Origin of the sequence: Amycolatopsis sp. NPDC098790 (assembly GCF_044759945.1) — a bacterium.
GTDB lineage: Bacteria > Actinomycetota > Actinomycetes > Mycobacteriales > Pseudonocardiaceae > Amycolatopsis.
Genome location: NZ_JBIWAI010000004.1, coordinates 304,297 through 324,746, shown reverse-complemented (window position 1 = coordinate 324,746; position 20,450 = coordinate 304,297). Strand labels below are relative to the sequence as shown.

21 protein-coding genes are annotated in these 20,450 nt (G+C 72.1%); 10 read left to right on the top strand and 11 right to left on the bottom strand.

Features of this window, described 5'->3' with window-relative positions; genetic code table 11:
• Nucleotides 1-20: 20 nt before the first annotated feature.
• The gene (locus ACIQWX_RS30930) at nucleotides 21-944 is read left to right on the top strand and encodes a LysR family transcriptional regulator (protein ID WP_400878435.1); all 924 of its coding nucleotides are present in this window, start codon (nucleotides 21-23) and stop codon (nucleotides 942-944) included.
• On the opposite strand, the gene ACIQWX_RS30925 is transcribed toward ACIQWX_RS30930, so the two are convergent.
• The 4 genes from ACIQWX_RS30925 to ACIQWX_RS30910 form a co-directional block, all read right to left on the bottom strand.
• A complete protein-coding gene (locus ACIQWX_RS30925; protein WP_400878432.1) occupies nucleotides 892-1,470 on the bottom strand; it encodes a UbiX family flavin prenyltransferase in 579 nt (192 codons plus the stop codon). The genes ACIQWX_RS30930 and ACIQWX_RS30925 overlap by 53 nt on opposite strands.
• Nucleotides 1,467-2,777: an MFS transporter gene (locus ACIQWX_RS30920; RefSeq protein ID WP_400878430.1), complete on the bottom strand. Its 1,311-nt coding sequence runs from the start codon at nucleotides 2,775-2,777 to the stop codon at nucleotides 1,467-1,469. The genes ACIQWX_RS30925 and ACIQWX_RS30920 overlap by 4 nt, the downstream gene beginning before the upstream one ends.
• A gap of 21 nt (nucleotides 2,778-2,798) precedes the next feature.
• On the bottom strand, nucleotides 2,799-4,121 hold the full coding sequence (locus tag ACIQWX_RS30915; RefSeq protein WP_400878427.1) for an MFS transporter: 1,323 nt from the start codon (nucleotides 4,119-4,121) through the stop codon (nucleotides 2,799-2,801).
• Between the two features lie 403 nt (nucleotides 4,122-4,524).
• Nucleotides 4,525-5,289, bottom strand: a complete 765-nt coding sequence (locus ACIQWX_RS30910) for an IclR family transcriptional regulator (protein WP_400878424.1) — start codon at nucleotides 5,287-5,289, stop codon at nucleotides 4,525-4,527.
• 113 nt (nucleotides 5,290-5,402) lie between these two features.
• Between ACIQWX_RS30910 and ACIQWX_RS30905 the strand changes: the two genes are divergently transcribed.
• From ACIQWX_RS30905 to ACIQWX_RS30880, 6 genes are read left to right on the top strand one after another with little or no spacing between them, the layout of a single operon-like run.
• The gene (locus tag ACIQWX_RS30905) at nucleotides 5,403-5,993 is read left to right on the top strand and encodes a CoxG family protein (RefSeq protein WP_400878421.1); all 591 of its coding nucleotides are present in this window, start codon (nucleotides 5,403-5,405) and stop codon (nucleotides 5,991-5,993) included.
• On the top strand, nucleotides 5,993-6,877 hold the full coding sequence (locus ACIQWX_RS30900) for an FAD binding domain-containing protein (RefSeq protein WP_400878417.1): 885 nt from the start codon (nucleotides 5,993-5,995) through the stop codon (nucleotides 6,875-6,877). Before ACIQWX_RS30905 ends, ACIQWX_RS30900 begins: the two co-directional genes overlap by 1 nt.
• Entirely contained in the window at nucleotides 6,834-9,158 is a 2,325-nt protein-coding gene (locus ACIQWX_RS30895; RefSeq protein WP_400878414.1) for a xanthine dehydrogenase family protein molybdopterin-binding subunit, read from the top strand. The genes ACIQWX_RS30900 and ACIQWX_RS30895 overlap by 44 nt, the downstream gene beginning before the upstream one ends.
• Nucleotides 9,155-9,634 carry a (2Fe-2S)-binding protein gene (locus ACIQWX_RS30890; protein ID WP_400878411.1) on the top strand — a complete coding sequence of 160 codons (480 nt, stop codon included), beginning with the start codon at nucleotides 9,155-9,157 and terminating at the stop codon, nucleotides 9,632-9,634. The genes ACIQWX_RS30895 and ACIQWX_RS30890 overlap by 4 nt, the downstream gene beginning before the upstream one ends.
• Entirely contained in the window at nucleotides 9,631-10,401 is a 771-nt protein-coding gene (locus ACIQWX_RS30885) for an alpha/beta fold hydrolase (protein ID WP_400878408.1), read from the top strand. The genes ACIQWX_RS30890 and ACIQWX_RS30885 overlap by 4 nt, the downstream gene beginning before the upstream one ends.
• Complete coding sequence (locus tag ACIQWX_RS30880; RefSeq protein ID WP_400878406.1) at nucleotides 10,398-11,849, top strand: UbiD family decarboxylase; 1,452 nt, start codon at nucleotides 10,398-10,400, stop codon at nucleotides 11,847-11,849. Before ACIQWX_RS30885 ends, ACIQWX_RS30880 begins: the two co-directional genes overlap by 4 nt.
• A 47-nt stretch (nucleotides 11,850-11,896) precedes the next feature.
• On the opposite strand, the gene infA is transcribed toward ACIQWX_RS30880, so the two are convergent.
• The 3 genes from infA to ACIQWX_RS30865 all read right to left on the bottom strand — a co-directional run bounded on the left by infA (nucleotide 11,897) and on the right by ACIQWX_RS30865 (nucleotide 13,669).
• Nucleotides 11,897-12,118 carry a translation initiation factor IF-1 gene (gene infA, locus ACIQWX_RS30875; protein ID WP_400878403.1) on the bottom strand — a complete coding sequence of 74 codons (222 nt, stop codon included), beginning with the start codon at nucleotides 12,116-12,118 and terminating at the stop codon, nucleotides 11,897-11,899.
• Complete coding sequence (locus ACIQWX_RS30870) at nucleotides 12,108-12,890, bottom strand: GNAT family N-acetyltransferase (protein WP_400878401.1); 783 nt, start codon at nucleotides 12,888-12,890, stop codon at nucleotides 12,108-12,110. Before ACIQWX_RS30870 ends, infA begins: the two co-directional genes overlap by 11 nt.
• A 170-nt stretch (nucleotides 12,891-13,060) precedes the next feature.
• Nucleotides 13,061-13,669: a TMEM175 family protein gene (locus ACIQWX_RS30865; RefSeq protein WP_400878398.1), complete on the bottom strand. Its 609-nt coding sequence runs from the start codon at nucleotides 13,667-13,669 to the stop codon at nucleotides 13,061-13,063.
• Nucleotides 13,670-13,699: 30 nt separating this feature from the next.
• Here ACIQWX_RS30865 and ACIQWX_RS30860 point away from each other — a divergent pair, with 30 nt between their 5' ends.
• Entirely contained in the window at nucleotides 13,700-14,110 is a 411-nt protein-coding gene (locus ACIQWX_RS30860) for a hypothetical protein (protein ID WP_400878396.1), read from the top strand.
• A 1-nt stretch (nucleotide 14,111) separates the two neighbouring features.
• Here ACIQWX_RS30860 and ACIQWX_RS30855 read toward each other — a convergent pair whose 3' ends face one another.
• Nucleotides 14,112-15,614, bottom strand: coding sequence for a phosphodiester glycosidase family protein (locus tag ACIQWX_RS30855; protein ID WP_400878393.1), 1,503 nt, complete (start codon nucleotides 15,612-15,614; stop codon nucleotides 14,112-14,114).
• A gap of 244 nt (nucleotides 15,615-15,858) precedes the next feature.
• Here ACIQWX_RS30855 and ACIQWX_RS30850 point away from each other — a divergent pair, with 244 nt between their 5' ends.
• Nucleotides 15,859-16,524 (top strand): hypothetical protein, encoded by a 666-nt coding sequence (locus ACIQWX_RS30850; RefSeq protein WP_400878390.1) that lies wholly within the window; start codon nucleotides 15,859-15,861, stop codon nucleotides 16,522-16,524.
• Nucleotides 16,525-16,537: 13 nt separating this feature from the next.
• Entirely contained in the window at nucleotides 16,538-18,310 is a 1,773-nt protein-coding gene (locus ACIQWX_RS30845) for a GMC family oxidoreductase N-terminal domain-containing protein (protein ID WP_400878388.1), read from the top strand.
• A 120-nt stretch (nucleotides 18,311-18,430) separates the two neighbouring features.
• Here ACIQWX_RS30845 and ACIQWX_RS30840 read toward each other — a convergent pair whose 3' ends face one another.
• The 3 genes from ACIQWX_RS30840 to ACIQWX_RS30830 are packed head-to-tail and all read right to left on the bottom strand — an operon-like array spanning nucleotide 18,431 to nucleotide 20,357.
• Entirely contained in the window at nucleotides 18,431-19,069 is a 639-nt protein-coding gene (locus tag ACIQWX_RS30840; RefSeq protein ID WP_400878385.1) for a DUF3618 domain-containing protein, read from the bottom strand.
• Entirely contained in the window at nucleotides 19,066-19,494 is a 429-nt protein-coding gene (locus ACIQWX_RS30835) for a phage holin family protein (RefSeq protein ID WP_091390416.1), read from the bottom strand. Before ACIQWX_RS30835 ends, ACIQWX_RS30840 begins: the two co-directional genes overlap by 4 nt.
• Complete coding sequence (locus ACIQWX_RS30830) at nucleotides 19,494-20,357, bottom strand: hypothetical protein (protein WP_400878382.1); 864 nt, start codon at nucleotides 20,355-20,357, stop codon at nucleotides 19,494-19,496. Before ACIQWX_RS30830 ends, ACIQWX_RS30835 begins: the two co-directional genes overlap by 1 nt.
• Between the last annotated feature and the right edge of the window lie 93 nt (nucleotides 20,358-20,450).

Sequence of the window (20,450 nt, the reverse complement as noted above, 5' to 3'; positions counted from 1 at the left end):
GTATTGCGTAGCCTGGCTTGATGATCGAGGTGGGCGCGCTGCGCGCGTTGCGGTCGGTGGCGGCGCTCGGCACGCTGGCCCGCGCGGCAGACGAGCTGGGGTTCACGGCGTCGGCGGTGTCGCAGCAGCTCAAGCGGCTGGAGCGGCAGGTCGGCGTGCCGGTGCTGGCGCCGGCGGGGCGCGGGGTGGTGCTGACCCCGGCCGGCCAGGCGATCGTCGACGCGGCGCCGTCGGTCTTCCAGGCGTTGGAGCGCTGTGCCGAGGCGGCCCAGTCGGTCTCGGAAGGAGCGCCGCGCGGCACGCTCCGGGTGGTGGCGTTCTCGACGGCGATCCGCGGCCTGCTCGCCCCGGTGCTGCGGGGACTGGCGGAGCGCTGCCCGGACCTGCGCGTGCAGATCACCGAACAGGACCCCGACGAGGCGTTGCGCAGCGTGGACGCGGGAACGGCCGACCTCGCGCTCGTCCACGACGCCGACGGGCTGCCGGCCCCGCTGCCGCCGTCGATGACGCAGCTTCTGGTGCACACCGACGTCGGTGACGTGGTGCTGAGCCGCGCGCACCCGCTGGCGTCGGCCGCCGCGCCGCTCGGCCGCCTCGACCTCGCGGGGCACGCGTGGGTGACCAGCCCACCGGGAACCGTGTGCCACCAATGGTTCCGCCGCCTGTTCGCGGACGCGCCGGAGGAGCCGGACGTGCGTCACCTGGTCGACGACTTCGCGACGCAGCTGGCGCTGGTCGCGTCGGGGGAGGTGATCGCGTTGGTCCCGAGACTGGCCCGGCCGCCGCTGGGGGACGGTCTGGTGGCTCGTCCGTTGCACCGGCAGCCGAAGCGGGAGGTTCATGCGGCGTGGCGGCGAAGTGCCGACGCCAGCCCGGCGATCCGGGCGCTGCTCACGGAACTCGGTCGAGCTTCCCCTCCCACGCCGGCGGCGCCAGGTCGGTGACCCCGACGCGGGCCAACGCCCGCCGGGCCGTGTGGTCCACCAAGTCGTCCACCGTTGCCGGGTGCGGGTAGAACGCCGGGACCGGTGGGGCGATGATCGCGCCCGCTTCGGCGGCCGCCGTCATCGATCGCAAATGCCCTACGTGCAACGGTGTTTCGCGGACCATCAGCAGCAGCGGGCGCCCCTCCTTGAGGCACACGTCCGCCGCGCGGCTGACCAGGTCGTCGGTGTAGCTCCACGCGATCGCCGACAACGTCTTGACCGAGCACGGCGCCACCAGCATCGCGTCCACCGGGAACGAGCCCGACGCGATGGACGCGCCGATCTCGCCCGGCCGGTGGTGCACCGCCGCGAGCTTTCCCAGGTCCGAAGGGGAAAGCCCGCACTCGTGGCGGACGGTCACCGCGCCCGCCTTCGACATGACCAGGTGGACCTCGACGTCCGGCCGGTGGGCCAGCAGCTCCAGGATCCGCACGCCGTAGCACGCGCCGCTGGCCCCCGTGATCGCGACGACCAGCGTGGTCATTCGATCGCCTCGATGCGCCGTCCGGTCTTGTCCGGCGCCGTGATCGCGAGGACCGCGGCGGCGACCGGGCCGACGATGCCGAGCGCCAGCGCGAGCGGCACCGTGCCCGCCAGCGACAGCGCCACCAGCGGGAACAGCCCGGCGCCGAACCCGCGTCCGGCGTAGTAGGAGAGGTTCGACCCGCTCGAGCGCACGCGCGTCGGGAAGAACTCGGCCATCCAGATGCCCAGCACGCCGAACCCGCCGCTGCCGCCGGCGCACATCATCAGCGCCCAGAACGTCGGGTACGCCCAGAAGTCCGTGCCGATCTTCGCCGAGCCGCTCACGACGAGGCTGAGGAACCAGCCGAACCCGAGGATCCCGAACACCGCCGACGCGAACATCGCCCACTTGCGCTTGAGGACGTCGGACAGGATTCCGGTGAGGGGGTAGGTGATCCCGGTGACGACCAGTCCCAAGAGGACGATCAGGCTCGCGGTGCCCAGTGGTACCTTCTCCACCTTGATCAGGAACGTCGACAGGTACGAGATGAGCGAGTTCGTCGTCAGGAACAACGCCGTCGCCAGCGCCATGAACACGATCGTGCCCCACGCGTAGCCGCCGCGGAACACGTCGAACAACGGGACCTTGGTGCGCCGCAGCTCTTCCGGCACGCGTCCGGCCTTCAGCTCGCGCTGGTAGAGCAGCCACTGCTCGGATTCCGGCAGCAGCACGGCCGACGCCACGCCGATCACCAGCGTCGCGAGTCCGATCAGGACGTACCCGGTGCGCCAGCCGCGGTCCTCGCCGAACGCGACGAGGCAGGCGTAGACCACGCCCTCGGTCAGGATCTGGCCGACGAAGTACATCGCCTGGATCGAGCCGCCCATCATGCCGCGCTTGCGCGTCTTCCAGCACTCGGCGAACATCGAGAACGACAGCCCGAACAGCCCGCCCATCCCGACGCCCGCGAGCAACCGGGTCAGCAGGAACAGGAAGTAGTTCGGGGCGAGCCCGCCGAGCAGCGCGGCGACGCCGAACGCGAGCACGGACCCGGTGTAGGTCCACCGCCTGCCGTAGAGGTCGCCGAGCCAGCCGCACAGGATCCCGCCCGCGATCGAGGCGAACCCCTGCAGCGTCGCGACCTGCACGATCTGGATGGTGCTGACGTGGAAGCTCTCGGCCAAATAGGACAGTGGGTAGCCGACGAGGTTGAGCTCGGCGCCGTCGAAAAGCGTGCCGAGGAAGGCGAAGAAGAGGATGCGGGCGGTCTGCGGGCGTGCCGAAGTGAGCCCACCGGCACCGGTGGGCGTGCGCAGGGTCGACAAGGAGGTTCCCCTTTCCGGGGATCAGTCGGGCAGCTGGTGGCCCCGGGTCTCGGGGCAGAACGGGGCGACGACGAGGCCGAGCACGTAGATCGACCCGACGGCGGTCGCGGCGACGCCGTACCCGCCCAGCTTCGAGATGATCGCGCCGGCGGTGAGCGGGCCGAGGAAGGCGATGAACCGCGCGGCGTTGAACACGAACGCCGCGCCGGTCGCGCGCAGGTGGGTGGGGTAGAACTCGGGCAGCCACACGGGCATCCAGGTGTACTGGCCGAGCGTGAAGAAGCCGTTGACGACGAGCACGACGACGATCAGGCCGAGGCTGTGCGTCCACAGGAACAGCACCGGGGTGAGGACGAGCGACGCGGCGAAGTACAGCAGCACCGCGGGTTTCCGGCCGACCCGGTCGGCGATGAAGCCGAAGGCGATGTACCCGGCGATCGCGCCGGCGTTGTAGATCATCCCGGCACCGCTCGCCCACGAGGTGGCCGAATGCCCGTCGGCGGCGGCGCGCGAGGCGACGTAGGCGGGGACCCACGTCGAGATGCCCCACCAGCCGAGGGTGGTGACCAGGGACATCAGCGAGCCGAGGATGGTCAGCCTGCGCAGCTTGGGGTCGACCAGGATCTGGCGCAGGGTGAGGCGGGTGAACGACTTTTCGTGAGCGGTCAGCTCGCCGTCCCGCTGCTTCAGCTCGCGACGCCGCCGGTGCGCACTGGTCCACGACTCGGACTCGGGCACCTTGCGGCGCAACCACAACGCGAACAGCGCGGGCAGCACGCCGATGAGGAACATGTACCGCCACGAGTCCGGCCCCAGCGGCGCGATGAAGTACCAGCACGCCGAGGCGACGAAGAACCCGAGCCCGAGCCCGCACTGCATGAGGCCGGCGGCCTTGGCGCGCGCGTGCGCCGGCCAGGTCTCGGCGACCAGCGAGGTACCGGTGCCCCACTCCGAACCGAGCGCGAAGCCGGTGATGAACCGCAGGACGAGGAACGAGGTCCACGACCAGGAAACCGCGGTGAGGCCGGTGAAGGCGGCGTAGAGCACCATCGAAGTGAGGAGGGCCTTGCGGCGGCCGAAGTAGTCGGCGAACACCCCGCCGGCGATCCCGCCGAAGCCCCAGCCGAGCAACGTGACGGCGATCGTGGCGCCGGTCAGGAAAGACACTTGGGTGGCCGGGGCGCCGGGCTCGAGTGTCCTCAGGACGAGACTGGCGGTCAGGATGAGCGCGTAGGTCTCGAAGCCGTCGAAGAGCCAGCCGAGGTTCGCGGCGAGCAGGGACCGCCACTGGGTGCGGTTCAGTGTCTTGGCCCAGGGTTTCCGGGCGAGCGCGACCTCGGACACGGGATCTCCTTTCCGGGCCGCCTTGGGCCGGAAGTCTTGTCCTCTAGGTAGGACATCGAGTCCTGCATGCGGAACCGTAGGTCAGGTGGTGGCGGAGGTCAAGGAGTGGTCCGGGATGCTGGACTCGGGTCTCGTCCGCAGGTGCGGAGTCAGAATCTAAATTGATCCGCAAATGCGGTTTTCTGCTGGACTTGCGGCCAGATTTGCGGACCAGGGCGAAGGTGATCCACAGTGGACTTTGCGGGGTTGGCCTTCGATGGGCGGCTTCGGCTGGGCGGCCTTGGCGGGGTGGGCCTTGGGTGGGCGGCCTCGGCCGGGCGGGCCTTGGTCGGGCGGCTTTAGCTGCGTGACCTCGGCGGCTTCAGCTCGGCGATCCCCACCGAGCGCCCTCAAGCAGGCGACCTCAGTCCGCGACCTTCGCCGCGCCGCCGGTGCGTTCGGTGATCTGCGCGGCGCACTCCCTGATCAGCGACCCATAATGATCCACAGTGGACTCGTTCAGCTCCGAAGCGAACGCCAGCGAGCAGACCACCATGCACACGTGACCCTGCGCGTCGAACACCGGCGCCGCCACGCCGGACTGGCCGAGGTCGTACTCGCGGATGCTCTCGGCGTACCCGCGCTCCCTCGTGTCCTCCAAGACCTCGCGCAGCTCCTCGCGGGTTGCGACCGTCTCGGGGGTGAACTCCTCCACGCCGAACTGCTCGACCAGCCGGTCCACCTCGGCCGGGTCGGTCCAGGCGTGGAACGCTCGCATGATGGCCGGTGCGGAGAACGGGAACGTGTCGCCCACGCCGACCGTGATGCGCACTCCCTTGCCCCGGTCGCCCTTGGCCAGCACCGAGTACGCGCCCTTTCCGTGCGGCTGCACGGCGAACACGACGAAGTTGATCCGCTGGTTGAGCGCGTCCAGCTCCTGCTGGACGATCTCCGTCATCCAGTCGTCGGACAAGCGCGCCATCGCGAGCAGGCGCGGGCCGAGCGACCAGCCGTCGCGGCTGGTCGTCCAGCCGGCGCGCTGCAGGGTCCCGAGGATGTTGTAGCAGGTGCTGCGGTTGAGCCCCAGCTCCTCGATCAGCACCCCGGAGGCCACCGGTTCCGGCCAGTCCCTCGCGATCCGCTCCAGGAGCCGCACGGCGCTCAGCACCGCTGGTACGTCGCTCGTCATCCTCGCCCCTCGTCGTTCTTCCTTCGCGCACGGTAGCCGAGCGGGTTTGCGTGTCGCCAGGACCGTGTTAGTGTCCTCTATATCAGACACCTAGTCCTCTCTGGTGGTCAGAAATGAAGCTCGGCTCCTCCTTCCTCGTTCCCGCCGGCCACGAACGCGTGTTCGCGCACTTCCTCGACCCCGACTCGATGCGGGTCAGCGTGCCCGGCTGCACGGAACTCGACCGGGCGGACGCGGAGCACTACCGCGGCCGGCTCGTCAACGAGATCGCGCACGTCCGGTTCAGCGCCGGGTTCTCCGCGGAGATCACCGAGCTGGCCGAGCCGGAATTGGTGCGCGCGCTGCTCAAGGGCGAGGACCACAAGCTCGGCAGCTCCATCAAGATCGACGCGCGGCTCGCCGTCCAGCCCGACGGCCCGGATTCGTCCAAAGTGGACTACAGCCTGGACGTCGCGATCTGGGGCCGGATCGGCAGGCTCGGCGAGTCGCTCGTGCGCCGCCGCTCGCAGGAGGTCGAAAAGGAGTTCGTCGCGGCCTTCTCCGAAATCTGCGCCGCCGGTCCGCCGGGGCCGGACAACCCCGGCCTGCGCAGCGTCCTCGAACGCCGGAACGGGCCCGCGCCGGTGACCGGAGGCCCGGTGACCGAAGCCCCGGTCTCCTGGTGGCGCCGCCTCCTCGCGCGTCTGTTCGGGAAGAAGAGCTGATGCCCGTCTACCACTACCCGGACACGCTCGGCGAAGCCTGCTCGCTCATGGCGGCCGGCGAAGACGCGATGGTCTACGGCGGCGGGACGGCCGTCCAGATCCTGCTCAAGCAGGGCGTCCTCTTCGCGTCCGACCTCGTCGACATCGGCGCCGTCCCGGGCCTCGGGGAGATCACCCGGACCAGGGACGGCCTGCGCGCCGGCCCGCTGGTCACGTTGCGGCAGATGGAAACCAGCCCGCTCGTGCGGGAACTGGCGCCGCTGGCCGCCGAGGTCTACGGCCGGGTCGCCAACCCGCGCGTCCGCAACACCGCGAGCGTCGGCGGCAACCTCGCGCACGGCGACTACCGGCTCGACCCGCCGACCGCGCTGATGGTGCTCGACGCCCGCGTCGAGCTCACGTCGTCGCGGGGCAAGCGCGCCGTGCCCGCGCGCGAGTTCTTCGTCGACTTCCAGCGGACGGCCCTCGAACCCGGCGAGATCATCACCGCGGTCGACATCCCGCGCCAGCCCGAAGACGCGGGCGCGCACTTCGCCAAGCTGTCCAGCCTGGCGGTCAACGACTGGCCGGCCGCGTCGGCCGCCGCGCTGGTCGTGCCGGCCTCCCGCGGCCGCCGCCAGGTCCGGCTCGGGCTCGGCGCGCTGGCCCACGTGCCGGTGTTCACCCAGTTCGAACTGGCCGGCGACACCGGCGTCGACGAAGCCGTGGCCACGGCGAAGGAAGTCGCCCGGCCGCTGATCGACCCCCTGCCGGACGTGCGCGGGGGAAGCGCTTACAAGACGCGGCTCGGCCTGGTGGCCGTCGAAGAAGCCGTGCGAGGTTCCTGGAAGGAGCGTGACGATGAGCGACGGATCCCGTTCCTCGGCCGGCGCCGCCGTCGGTGAGCGGTGGGCCCGCACCGACGGGCGCGCCAAGGTCCGCGGCGAGTTCCGGTACGCCGCCGAAGAACCCGTCCGGCCGTGCCTCGACGTCGCCGTCCACCGCAGCACCCGGCCGCACGCGCGGATCGTCGCGATCGACACCTCCCGGGCGCTCGCGGCCGAGGGCGTCGTCGCGGTCGTCACCGGCGCGGACCTGTTCGCCCTGCTCGGCGACCGGATGCTGACCGGGCCCGCGTTCTCCGACCAGCCGTGCCTGGCCGTGGGCAAGGTCCGGTACGTCGGTGAGCCGGTCGCGGCCGTGCTGGCGCACAGCGTCGCGGCGGCCCGCCGGGCGGCCGAGGAGATCCAGGTCGACTACGACGAGCTGGACCCGGTGCACGACGTCGACGCCGCCATCACCGGAACGTCGTTCGTGCACGAGGAACTACGGCCGTCGGCGGTGTTCGGCGACCTCAAGCACCTGCGCGGCAAGCGCGACACGAACGTCAACTACGAGTTCACCTTGAAGCGCGGCGATCCGGACGCAGCGAAGGGCAGTACGGTGGGCGCCGAGTTCTGGGCGCCGCCGACCCACCACGTGCCGATCGAGCTGCCGTACGCGGCCGCGTGGCCCGAGGGCGACCGCGTCGAGCTGCTGGCCACGACGCAGACGCCGTCGTACGTCCGCCAGAGCCTCGCCGACCTGCTCGACCTGCCGCTCAACCGCGTCCGGGTGCGGACCGCGCCGCTCGGCGGCAGCTTCGGCGCCAAGATGTACGACCGCCTCGAACCGCTGGTCGCGGCGCTGGCGTGGACGCAGCGCAAGGCCGTGCGCATCACCGCCACCCGCGAGGAGGCGTTCCTGCTCACCACGCGCCACGGCGCGGCGGTGTCCGGCAGCATGACCGCGGACGCGGACGGCCGGATCGTCGCCGCCACCGCCGACGTCCGGTACGACACCGGCGCCTACGCCGACGTCGGGCCGCGCATCACCGCGAAGTCGGGCATGGTCGCCACCGGACCGTACAAAGTGGACAACGTGCGGATGCGCTCCCGGTGTGTCTACACGAACAAGCCGTCCGCCGGGCCGTTCCGCGGCTTCGGCGTGCCGCAGGTGACGTGGTCGCACGAGTCCCTTGTGGACGAACTGGCGCGCGAACGCGGTGAGGACCCGGCCGAGTTCCGGCGGCGCAACCTGCTGCGGGAAGGCGACATCGCACCCGTCGGCACGCCGATGCACAGCGCGGACTTCGTCGGCTGCCTCGACGCCGTCACCGAAGCCATCGGCTGGTCCGAGCCGCTGCCGCCCGCAGAGGGGCGGTTCGTGCGCGGGCGCGGCGTCGCGGTCGGGATCAAGGCCGTGCTGACCCCGACGATCTCCAACGCGACCGTGCAGCTCAACCAGGACGGCTCGGCGACCGTGCTGATCAGCACCGTCGACATGGGACAGGGCAGCGACACGATCATGGCGCAGATCGCCGCCGAGGTGCTCTGCCTCGGCGAGGGCCGGGTGCGCGTCATCGGCGCGGACACCGACGTCACGCCGTACGACACGATCACCGCGGGCTCGCGCTCGACCTACCACACCGGCAACGCCGTCCGGCTCGCCGCGGAGTCCATGCGCGACAAGCTGATCGCGCTCGCGGCGAAGCACTTCGACGTGGCGGAGACCGACCTAAAGATCACCGGCGACGGACTGGTCAGCGCCCAGAACCAGGCCACCGTCAGCATCTCGGACCTGCTGCTCGCCCACTTCGGCGCGCGGGGCACCACACTCACCGCCGAGGCGAACTTCAGCACGACGTGGCAGCCCTACGACCACGAGACGGGGCAGTCGCCGCAGGTCACCGAGCACTGGTTCGCCGGCGCGGCCGCCGTCCAGCTGACCGTCGACACCGCGACCGGGCGCGTGCACGTCGAGCACCTCGCGGTGGCCGGCGACGTCGGCCGCGCGATCAACCCGGCCCTGGTCGAGCAGCAGCTCTCCGGCGCGGCGATCATGGGCCTCGGGCACGCGTTGTTCGACCAGCTCGTGTTCGACGAGGGCCAGATCGTCAACGGCACCCTGCTCGACTACCAGCTGCCGTCCATCAAGGACATGCCGGACAAGCTGACGCCGATCGTCGTCGAGAGTCCACATCGGACCGGCCCGTTCGGCGCCAAGGGCGTCGGGGAGACCGCGATCATCCCGCTCGCCCCGGCGATCGCCAACGCCGTGCGCGACGCGACCGGCGTCCGGCTGACCGAGCTGCCGCTCACCCCCGAGCGGATCCTCACCGCGATCACCGAGCAGGAGCAGTCATGAGGGAGATCCAGCTGACCGTCAACGGACGGCGCCGCCGCCTCGCCGTCGCCGACGACGAGCTGCTGCTCGACGTGCTGCGCCGCGAGTTCGGCGTGACGAGCGCGCGCGAAGGCTGCGGCGTCGGCGCGTGCGGCGCCTGCACTGTCCTGGTGAGCGGACGCAGTGTCTCGAGCTGCCTGACCCGCGCCGCGCGGTACGACGACGCCGAGATCACCACGGCCGACGGGCTGCCGGACGGCGACGAGGTGGTCGAGGAGTTCGTCGCGGCCCGCGCGATGCAGTGCGGCTACTGCATCCCGGGGTTCGTGCTGATGGCGCACGAACTCCTCGAAGAGAACCCGCGGCCGACCGACGACGACGTCACCGAGCACCTGGAAGGCAACATCTGCCGCTGCGGCACCTACGGCGAGATCCGCACCGCGATCAAGGCCGCGGCCGCCCGTCGCGAAGCCCGCGAGGGAAGGAAGAGCGCGTGAAAGAGCTGAACGTCCACCGCACCGGGACGCAGGGACGGCCCGTCGTGCTGCTGCACCCCCTGGCGCTCAGCGGCGCGGTCTGGGACCCGGTGGCCGAATACCTCGGGCAGCGGCACCAGGTCCTCGCCCTCGACGCGCGAGGCCACGGACAGTCCTCTTGGGACGACACTGAGTTCACGGTGGAGGACATGGCCGCCGACGCCGCCGCTGTCATCGAGGACTTCGGCGCGGGCCCGGCCGACGTCATCGGGTTGTCCATGGGCGGCAGCACGGCGCTGGTGCTCGCCGCGAGCCGCCCGGACCTCGTGCACCGGCTCGTCCTCGCCGACGCGACCGCGTGGTACGGCCCGGACAGCGCCGCCGAGTGGGCGCAGCGGGCCGAGCGGGCGCTCGGCCTGGACCGTCGTGCCCAGCTCGAGTTCCAGCGGGACCGGTGGTTCGCCGACGCGTTCCGCGCGGCACGTCCCGACGAGGTCGAGCGCGTGTGCGACATCTTCGTCGCGACGGACTCGAAGGCCCACGCGGCCGCCTGCCGGGCGCTGGGCGGGCTGGACGCGCGGGACCGGCTCGGCGACGTCCGGGCCGAAACGCTGGTCCTCGTCGGCGCCGAGGACTACGCGACCCCGCCGGAGATGTCCCGCGAGCTGGCCGCCGGGATCGCGGGCGCCCGGCTGGAGGTGCTCGACCGCGCCCGGCACCTGAGCCTGCTGGAACGGCCGGACCTGTGGCCGGTCGTCGCCGCGCACTTCGCCGGGGAGCCGTCGTGACGGAACCGCTGCTGAGCCTGCGTTCGCACCTCGACGCCGTCGCTGGGTTCGGAGAGCTGCGGACGGTGCGGGGCGCGCACTGGGACCTCGAGCTCGGCGGGATCGCCGAGCTGAGCTACCGGCTGCCCGGGACGCCCGCCGTGCTGTTCGACGAGATCACCGGCTACCCGGCGGGGATGCGCGTGCTCACCGGCAGCACGGGCTCGCCGCGGCGGTTCGGGCGGACCCTGCGCCTGGGCGACGACCTCGACGACGCCGGCGTGGTCGAGGCGCTGCGCGGCAAGCCGTCGCGCTGGGCGGCGGCGGCCCGGGACTTCCCCGTCCGGGCCGTCGACGACGCGCCGCTGCTGGCCAACGAGGTCCCCGGCGAGAAAGTCGACTTGGTGACGTTCCCGGTGCCGCGCTGGCACGAGCACGACGGCGGCCGGTTCATCGGGACGGGCTGCTTCGTCGTCACCAGCGACCCGGACACGGGTGTCCACAATGGTGGGTGCTACCGGATGGAGGTGGCCGACGAGGGCCGGTCCGTCACCCTCGCGGTGGTACCGGGCAAGCACGGCGACCAGAACATCCGGCGCTGGTTCGAGCGCGAAGGCCGCGCGCCGGTGACGGTCTCCTTCGGACACGACCCGCTGCTGCTCGTGCTGGGCGGAACTGAGGTGCCGCACGGGATTTCCGAACTGGAGTACGCCGGTGCGGTGCTCGGCGAGCGCGTCCCGGTCGTGACCGGGCCGGACACCGGGCTGCCGATCCCGGCGGGCAGCGAGCTGGCGATCGAGGGCTGGCTGCGGCCGGACCACCTGCGCGAGGAGGGACCGTTCGGCGAGTGGACGGGCTACTACTCGGGCCGCCGGCGGCCGAACCTGGCGGTGGACATCACGCGGCTGTACCACCGCGACGACCCGATCCTGCTCGGCGCCCCGCCGGGCAAGCCGCCGCACGACTACTCGTACATGCGCACGGTGATGAAGTCGGCGATGATCCAGGACGAGCTGGCGGCGTCGGGCGTCCCGGGCGTGGTCAAGGCGTGGGCCCACGAATCGGGCGGCGGCCGGCTGTTCGTCGCGGTGTCGGTGAAGCAGCGCTACGCCGGGCACGCGCGCCAGGTGGCGTACCTGACCGCGCAGTTCCCGGCGGCGGCGTACATGAACCGGTACGTCGTGGTGGTCGACGACGACATCGACCCGGCCGACCTCGACCAGGTGATCTGGGCGATGTCGACGCGCAGCGACCCGGCCGGCGACATCGAGGTGATGAAACGGACTTGGGGGAGCAAACTGGACCCGCTGTCCGTGGAGGGCGAGCTGCCGTTCAACAGCCGCGCGATCATCGACGCGTGCCGCCCCTACGAGCGGCTGGCGGACTTCCCGCGGGTGGCGGAAAGCTCACCGGAGTTCCTGCGGGACATCGCGGCGAAGTGGCAGACGGCGCTGGCCGGTCGTGAGTGAGGAACAGTGTTCTAACACTGTTTTTCTCACTCACGACCGGCGCGGGACTAGGTGCGGTAGCGGAACAGGATGCGGCCGCGGGCGAGGTCGTACGGGCTCAGCTCCACCAGGACCCGGTCGTACGGCAGGATCTTGATGTAGTTCTTCCTGATCTTCCCGCTGATGTGCGCGAGGACGTGGTGCCCGTTCGGCAGCTCCACCTTGAACGTGGCGTTGCGCAGGCACTCGATCACGGTTCCCTCGACTTCGATGCCGCCCTTATTCGCCATGGCGCACCAGCTCCAGGCTGCCGCCCGACCGCCGGGCGCCGAGGCTGTCGAACAGCGCCGTCGCCGCCGGGTTGGTCTCCTTGACTTCCGCTGACGCCGTGGGGATTCCGGCCGCGTGCAACGAGCCCAGCACGTCGGTCAGGAGCGCCCGGGCGATGCCTCGGCGCCGCTGGTCCGCGCGGACCGCGAGCAGGCCGATCCGCGGCAGCCGCGTCACCTGGACGACCCGGACCAGGCCGACGTACGAACCGCCCGAAGCGGCGGCCGCGTACAGCGCCGGGTCGACGATGGTGTCGCCGTCCGGCCGGGGCAGCACCTCGGCCGGCATCTCCTGCCAGCCGACGCTCGCCTCGACCTCGGCCCGGATCACGCGGTCCAGTTCGCGCAGCGGGCCCTCCGAAGCCGAGCCGCGGGGCACGAGCGTCACGCCCGGAGGCGGGGTCACCGGTGCCTGCCGGGTGGGCACCAGGTACTCCCGCTCGCGACGGCGGATCGTGAAGCCGGCTCGTTCCCAGCCGGCCAGCAGCTCGGCGTCGGTCTCGTCGACGACCGTGTACGAGGAGACGGGCAGGTCGGCCAGCATCGCGTCGGCGAGCTGGTCGAAGACCGAGCGGTGCCAGGCGTCGATGCTGAGGAACGTGCGCCCGTCGGGCCGGGTGGTGGCCTCGCCGCGGCCGGCGACCTGGTCGTCCTCCAGCGCGTGCCACAGCTGATGCGTGATCCGGGTGATCACCACCGCCGGCTCGCCCGAGGTGAAATGCGAAGTTTGCAAAGGTTCGTACCTTTCGGGAGTGCGTCAAGCGCTCCCGGCGACCCCTACGTCAGTCGCCCGACCGTGACGACGAGGGGAGCACCCACATCGAAACAGCGTTCATGGGGCTCACCTCCCGGCGTCGAGTCACGGTCACCGGCACGATAGCGCGCCGCCGCCGTCCCGCCCACTCATTTACCGGCGCGCGCCACCACCAGGCGGGCGACCAGCGACGGGAACGCCAGCAGCACCAGCACGTAGTAGCCGAAACCGGGCTCGACGAACCCGACCACGACGGCGAGCGCGAACACGACCGCGCTCAGCACGTGGTTCCAGAACACCTCGTCCGTCACGGGTTCGGCGTCCCCGCGGATCGCCGGGTCGCGGCGGATGAGGAACACCATCGTCGTGTGGCACAGGCTGCTGGCCAGCAGCGTCCCCAGGTAGAACAGCACGGTGAAGCGTTCGGACCGGTACGCGCCGATCAGCTCGGTGGGGAAGGGCAGCAGGGCGATCGTCAGCAGCCAGAGGAAGTTCACGCGCACGAGCGCGGTGCTGTAGGAGCGCACGTGCTCGAAGATGCGGTGGTGGACCGACCAGAAGCGGCCGATCACGACGAAGCTGAGCAGGAAGCTGACGATCTTCGACCAGTTGTCCGTCACCGCCTCCACCGCGGGCTTGTGCTCCGCGACCAGCTCCGGCACGAGGTCGGTGAGCGGCAGGACCAGCAGCGTCAGGGCGATCGCGACCACGGCGTCGGTGAAGAACACCAGCCGCTCGGATGATTTCTTCTGCTCCACGTGGCCATCCAACACTACAATCCCGGGGCCATGACCCTCGCCGCCGCGATCACGTTCACCTGGCTCGGGATGGTGCTCGCGATCTCCTTCCTCGAAGCGCCGCTGAAGTTCCGCGCGCCCGGCGTCACCCTGCCGCTCGGGCTCGGGATCGGCCGCGTGGTGTTCGCCGCGCTCAACAAGGTCGAAGCCGTGCTCGCGCTCGGTGTTGTCGTCTTCCTGGTCGCCGGGCCGCGGACGGTCCCGGCCGTCGTCTTCGCCGCGGTCGCGGTGCTCGCGCTGCTCGTCCAGCTCTTCGCCGTGCGGCCCGCGTTGACGCGCCGCTCGGACCGCGTGCTGGCGGGCGAAGACGGCCCGCGCAGCCACGCCCACCTCGTCTACATCGGACTCGAGGTGGTCAAAGCGGCCGCACTGCTGGCCTTCGGCGTCGCGTCCCTCGCCTGAGTCACCGCTTCGGCAGCACCAGCAGCGCGTCGCCGACCGGGCGCTCGCCCGTCGCGTCCGAAGGCGAACTGACCAGCTTGCCGTCGATCGCCATCGCCGTCGAGCCGCCGCCGTCGAGGTTGATCGCCGTCACCGCGCCCAGCCGCGCCATCAGCTTCGCGCCCTCGATCAGCGAAAGCCCTTCGGCGAAGCCCGGTTGACGCCCGTCGGCGGTGACGATCAGCAGCCGTCCCCGCCGGTCGAGGCCGACCATCGTGCGCGGGTTGCGCTTGACGCCCCAGCCATACACGAACGACGGGTCGCCCGGGTGCACGATGCCGTCCGACGCCGCGTTCACCGCGATCCGGCCGTCGCGGACCAGCCACGGGCCGCCGTTGACGACGCCGGTGGGGCGGACCGGGTGCGCGCCCTCGAAGATGCGCGTCCCGACCGGCAGCCTCGTGCCGGGCCGCGCGTGCGCGGTCAGCCACGTCGCCGCCGCGCCGATGCCCTGCACGGTGTGCCCGCCGGCCGGCACGGCACCGCCGGCGGGTCGCACCGCCGTGACGACGTCGCGGGCGTCCAGCACGGCCTCGACGCCGTCGCCGGCCGGGGTCGGCGTGCCGAGCTGCGGGGTGAAGAGCACCAGCTCGTCGGGGTGCGTGCAGGTCGTGTCGTGCAGCGGCCGGTCCGTCGGGACGTCGCCGGGCTCGCCGCAGTTGCGGATCAGGCCGGGCTTGCGGTTGACGCCGTTGACCTCGCGGCCGCCGACGGTGAGCGCGGTCCGCGGGACGCCGATCGACGGCCGGTCGCCGAGCAGCAGCGCGGGCCGCCCGGCGGTGGCTTCGCTCTGCAGGAGGCCCTGGTAGACGCCGATGCCGGCCGGCTCGCCGGGGATGCCGTCGCGCGGGTCGATGACGAAGAAGCCGCCGTTGGTCCCGACGAGCGCGCCCGCGGCGGCCGCCAGCGCCGACGTCGTCCGCCGGCCCGCGACCGACTCCCCGTGCGACGCGACGACGTCCCCGCGGAACCGCCGCGGATTGACGACGGCGACGCGGACGCGTTGCGGGCCCTGCGCTTCCGGCCCGTCCTGGCCGGTCCACTCGACGGCGCCGGGGAAGCCGTTCGCGGCCATGGCGCTCGCGGTGGCGGCGGCCTGCGCGCGGTCGGCGAAGGAGCCGACCCGCACCCGCCAGCCGAGGGCACCGCGTGGGGTGTCGGAGAAGGCCGGCCAGTCGACCTCTTCGGCGCGCGCGGCGAAACCCTTGCCGCGCAAGGCGGTCACGAGGGCGTCGGCGTGCTCGCGGGTCCCGAGCACCGACGCCGGCGCGTCCGGGTCGGGGCTCGACCCGCCGGGCACCTGCGTGGTGACGGTCCAGGAGTTGTGCCCGGTGCCCTCTCCGGTGACCGTGGTGGAGACGGTCAACCCGGGCGCGAGAACGTCCCCGCCGGCCGAGGCGGGCGAACTCAGCGCGACCGTGAGCGCGGCGGACAGGACCAGGGCGAGCGGCATCCTCGTCTTCACGCGAGGCACCGTACCCGGACGGAGTGGCTTGCGCACGAACTTCCGATGTACTCCGGTTGCCGCGTTTATCCGGCGGATTTGTCACGGCACGACGGGCGGAGCGGGGCGGACTCCGTCGGCGGCCACAACCGCGCGGCGGCCGATCGGGTGGTCCGCCCGGAATGACCGGCGAGGCCGCCGGATCCTCCTAAAGTCGTTGTCCACGAACGCAATCGGCGCAGGTACGCGAGACGCGGTGGTGATCATGGCGGTGCCCGGAGAACGGTTCCCGATCGGACGGCGCGCGGTGCTGGGCGGGGTGGCGGCCGTTCCGCTGCTGCTCGCGTTCCGTGCGGCGCCGGCCGAAGCTGCGAGCCTGCCGCCGATCAAGGACGCCTTCGACGGGCTCGTCGCCTTCCTCGTGCCGGGCCGGGACCGGTTCTCCGTCCACCAGGGACGAGCCTCCACTTCGGACGGTGGGGTCGCCGCGGGTGCCGGACCCGCGCTGGAGTACGTCTACGACCAGGCGATCCCGTACCCGCTGGTGGGCCGGCCGTTCGACCTGAACCTGCCCGGCGCGGCGGCCGTCGCGGCGATCCTGAACCTCGTCGCGGCCGAGGTCGCGCCGGCCTCCGTGCTGGGGCCGTTCGCCGCGGCTTTCGCCAACCTTTCCTTCGCCGACAAGGTCGAGGTCTTCCGCCGGCTGGAGGAACCGGGACTCGCCGACGGCACTCCCGTGCGCTTCATCCTCGACACCGTCCCGACGCTGGCGGCGTTCATCGCCTACTCCGAGGCGCCGGTGTTCGACCGCGCCACGAACCGGCTGACCGCGGTGCCGCTGGGCTGGCAGCTCAGCGCGTACCAGGGGATCGGCGAGGGCTGGCCCGAATTCCAGGGCTACTACCGGGGAATCGACCGGGTACCGGACTGAGGAGGACGTCGTCATGCGCGACATCGTGGTCGTCGGGGCCGGTGGCGGCGGGCCCGTCGTGGCCAAGGAGCTGGCCGCCCGCGGGCTCGACGTGCTCGTGCTCGAAGCCGGGGCGCGGCACCTGCGTCCGGAACAGGAGTGGACGCGGCTGGAGGACGACACCAACGACCCCATCACCGGGCGGTTCCGGGTCGGGCCGTCGCGGCGCGAAGAAGCACCGTGGCTGCGGGACTTCCCGCAGAACTCGTTCGTCTGGCAGATCGCCGGCGTCGGCGGGACGACGCTGCACTACTTCGGCAACAACCCGCGGCCGGCCGCCGGCGCGTTCGCCGGGTACGAAGGCGCCGACCGGGCCGAGTACGACACCGCGCACGTTTTCCCGTTCCCCTACGCCGAACTCCGGCCGTACTACGAGTGGTGCGAGGAGACGCTGCCGGTGCGGACGGCGCCCATGGGCACCAAGGAAGCCGTCTTCTTCCGCGGCGCCGAACGCATGGGGCTGACGCACCAGACGTGGAAGGACGTCCGCGGCCCGTCCTACCGGGCGCAGGAGAACGCGATCCTGCAGCCCCAGGGCACCGCGGGCCGCACCGCCGACCCCGCGCGGCTGCTGTTCCCGGAAGCGCGGGGCTGCACCTTCTGCGGGCACTGCTTCCAGGGCTGCCTCGAACCGCGGCGCGCGCCGCGCAACCTCAAGGCCAAGCGGTCGACCGACAACTCCTACGTCCCGATGATGCTGACCGCCGACGCGTGGGCACCGGGCGGTCGGGCGGCGGAGCTCGTCACCGACGCCTACGTCGTGCGGGTGCTCTCGGAGCGGGCCGGCTCGCGCACGGCGGCCCGCGGGGTCGTCTACCGCACGCCGGACGGCGCGTTGCACACCGTGGAGGCGCGCGTGGTCGTGCTGGCCGGCGGGTGCATCGAGAATCCCCGGCTGTGGTTCAACAGCGGGCTGCCCAACCCCAACGACTGGGTCGGGCGCGGGCTGACCGAGCACCACCTCGACTGGGTCGTCGGCACCTTCGACGAGTACACCGGGGAGTCGAAGGGCGCCGGGTCGAACGCCCGCCTCGACTTCCCCGGCTACGGCGGGGTGGAGAACGTCTGCCTGCCCCCGGCGTTGCAGGCCTTCGCCTTCGCCTACAGCGACGCCGGGATGTCCGGCTACTACGACAACGGCGCGGGCGTCGGCCCCCAGGGCGCCGACACGCTCGGCCGCTTGGTGGGCAACGACCTCAAGGCGGCGCTCACCGACGTCAACAAGCTGCTGACCGCGCTGGTCGTCACCGACGACGACGTCCAGGCCGAAAACCGGGTGACGCGGTCGGCGATCATCCCGCCGGACGAGCACGGCCCGGTGCCGCGCGTCGAGATCCGCCACCGCGCCCGCACGGCGCGGACCCGGCGCAACCGCGAGTTCCTCGCCGCGCGGTCGGCCGAGCTGATGCGGCTCGCGGGCGCGCGGAGCGTGCACCGCCTCGACTGGGCGCCGCTGCTGCTCCACGTGCAGTCCAGCATGCGCATGGGGCTCGACGCGGCCGATTCGGTGCTGGACGCGACGGCCGAAGCCCGCTGGGTCGACCGCCTGTTCATCGCCGACAACTCGGCGCTGGCCAACGCGGCGGGCGGCGCCAACCCGACGTTGACGACGCAGGCGGTCGCCACCCGCACGGCGGAGAACATCTTCCGGCGCTACTTCGGCGGCGACCCGTGGGTGGGCCGCGAGGCACCGACGTCGTCGATCGACGACCGGGTCACCCAGGCGGTACTGGCCCGCGATCTCTAGCGCCCCAATGTGGCCTTCGGTGCTCCACCGATGCCCCCGCCGCCACCCTCAACGGAGGCGCTTCGCGCCGCAGTGCCTATTCAACGCAACCAAGGCCACATTGGGGCGCTCGGGGCCGGGTCAGCTCCGGACGTTGTGCTGGGCTTCCTGCGCCCGGTCGGTGACGTCGCCGGTGGCCGACTGGGCTTCGTCCTTCACCGTGGACGCGCTGTCCGCGGCTTCGGACTTCACCGACTCGACCGCCTGCTGCGCCGGCTCGCGCAGGTTCTCCTTGAGCTCCTCCGCCGCGTGCTGGGCGACCGGGGCCAGCTGCTCGCGGGCCAGGTCGGTCGCCTGGCTCGCCAGCTTGCGCTCCGGCTCGCTCGCCGGCAGCAGGGACGACACCAGCCAGCCCGCGCCGAACGCGATCAGGCCGGCCGCCAGCGGGTTGCCCTGCGTGCCGCGGCGGATCTGCTGCGGCGCTTCGGACACCGCGTCGGCCGCGGAGCTCACCTTGTCCTGCGCGGTCGAGGCGGCCGAGCTCACCTTGTCCTGCGCCGTCGAGGCGACCGAGCCCACCTTGTCCCCGGCGACCGACGCGTGGTGGTCCGCGGTGCCCATCACTCGCTCCTTCGCGTTGCCGAACGCCGTCCGCACGCGGCCGACGCGGCGTTCGACGATGCGGCCGGGGCTGACCTTCTCGGTCAGCGCGTTGACGTCGGTGCTCAGGTTCCGTTGCGTGCCTTCGATTTCCCGGCGGATCCGGTCCGGTTCGGTCATGGTCGTTCGCCTTTCAGTGCGTCCGGGACCTGCTGCAGGGTCTCGACGGTGCGTTCGGGTTTCGGGTTGATGCGGCGGAATTCGCTGCGCCCGGTGGCGTACAGGACCGCGCCGGCGATCGCCCAGACCGCGGCCACGATCAGCGCGGCCCAGCCCCCGTCCATCACGTTTTCGAGGCCCTGCCACAGCGCGACGGACAGGAACAGCAGGACCATGTAGCCGGCGAACCCGGCGCCGCCGAACATGCCGGCGCCCTTGGCCGCCTTCGTGGCTTCGGCCTTCGTCTCGGCCTTCGCCAGCTCGACCTCCTGGCGCACCAGGGTGGAGAGGTCCTTCATCACGTTGGACAGCAGTTCGCCGACCGAGCTGTCGGCGACGTCGACGGGCGGGCTCGCCTGCGGCGGGGGCCCGGGTGGCTGGGTCATCACGGCACCTGCCCGGGCGAGGTGGGCCGGCTGGGCTGCGGCAGGGGCTGCGCGCCCGGCTGCGGCGCGGCAAACCCGCCGGGCGTGGTCGGCGGCGCGTCGAGCCGGTCGGCGCCCGGCTGGGGCGCGATGAGGCCGTCGGGACCGACCGGGCCACCCGGCTGCGGGGCGTTGTACCCGCCGGGCGCGACCGGCGGCGCGTCGATGCCACCGGCGCCAGGCTGCGGTGCGTTGTACCCGCCCGGCGCGACCGGCGGCGGGTAGCCCGTCCCGCCCGGGCCGGGAGCCGGCGGCACCGGCGGAACGCCGGCCGGACCCGCGTGCGACGCCGGGGCGGCGGCCGCCTGCCCGTTCGGCGAGCTGTTTTCCTGCTGCTGCTGGGCGACGACGCCGCGGGTGAGCCGTCCGACGAGGGCGCCGGCCACCGCGGCACCCACCAGGAACGTCCCGGGACGGCGGCGGGCGAAGCGCCGCACCTCGTCGAGCAGGTCGCCGGGTTCGCGGTGCTCCAGCCAGTCCGCGACCGAGCGCGTCTTGTCGGACACCTGCCGCGCGACGTCGGCGGCGACGCCCGGGGAGTCGGTCTGTTCGGCCATCCGGTCCAGCTGGCCCGCCAGCTGGTGGAGGCTCTGGGCCGCCTTCCGCTGGCCGTCCTTGGCTTGGGACTCCAGCTGCGCGCGTCCTTCGCGAAGGAGGTCACGCGCCTCGTGCTGAGCGTGCTGGGCGACGTGTTTCGCTTCCTGCGCAGCGGTTTGCGCGACCTCGCCGCCGCGGTCCGCGGCCGTCGAGGCCACCTCGCGTGCTTCGTTCTTGGCGGTTTCCGTCGTCGACGGCGGCGACTGGCCGCCGGATCCCTGTGTCATCCCTACCTCCTTGCGGGAGAGGCACTTCCGGTGCCCTCGGCTTCGTTGAGCGGCGGGCTACCCGGGCGGGATCGGCATAAACCGCCATGCGTG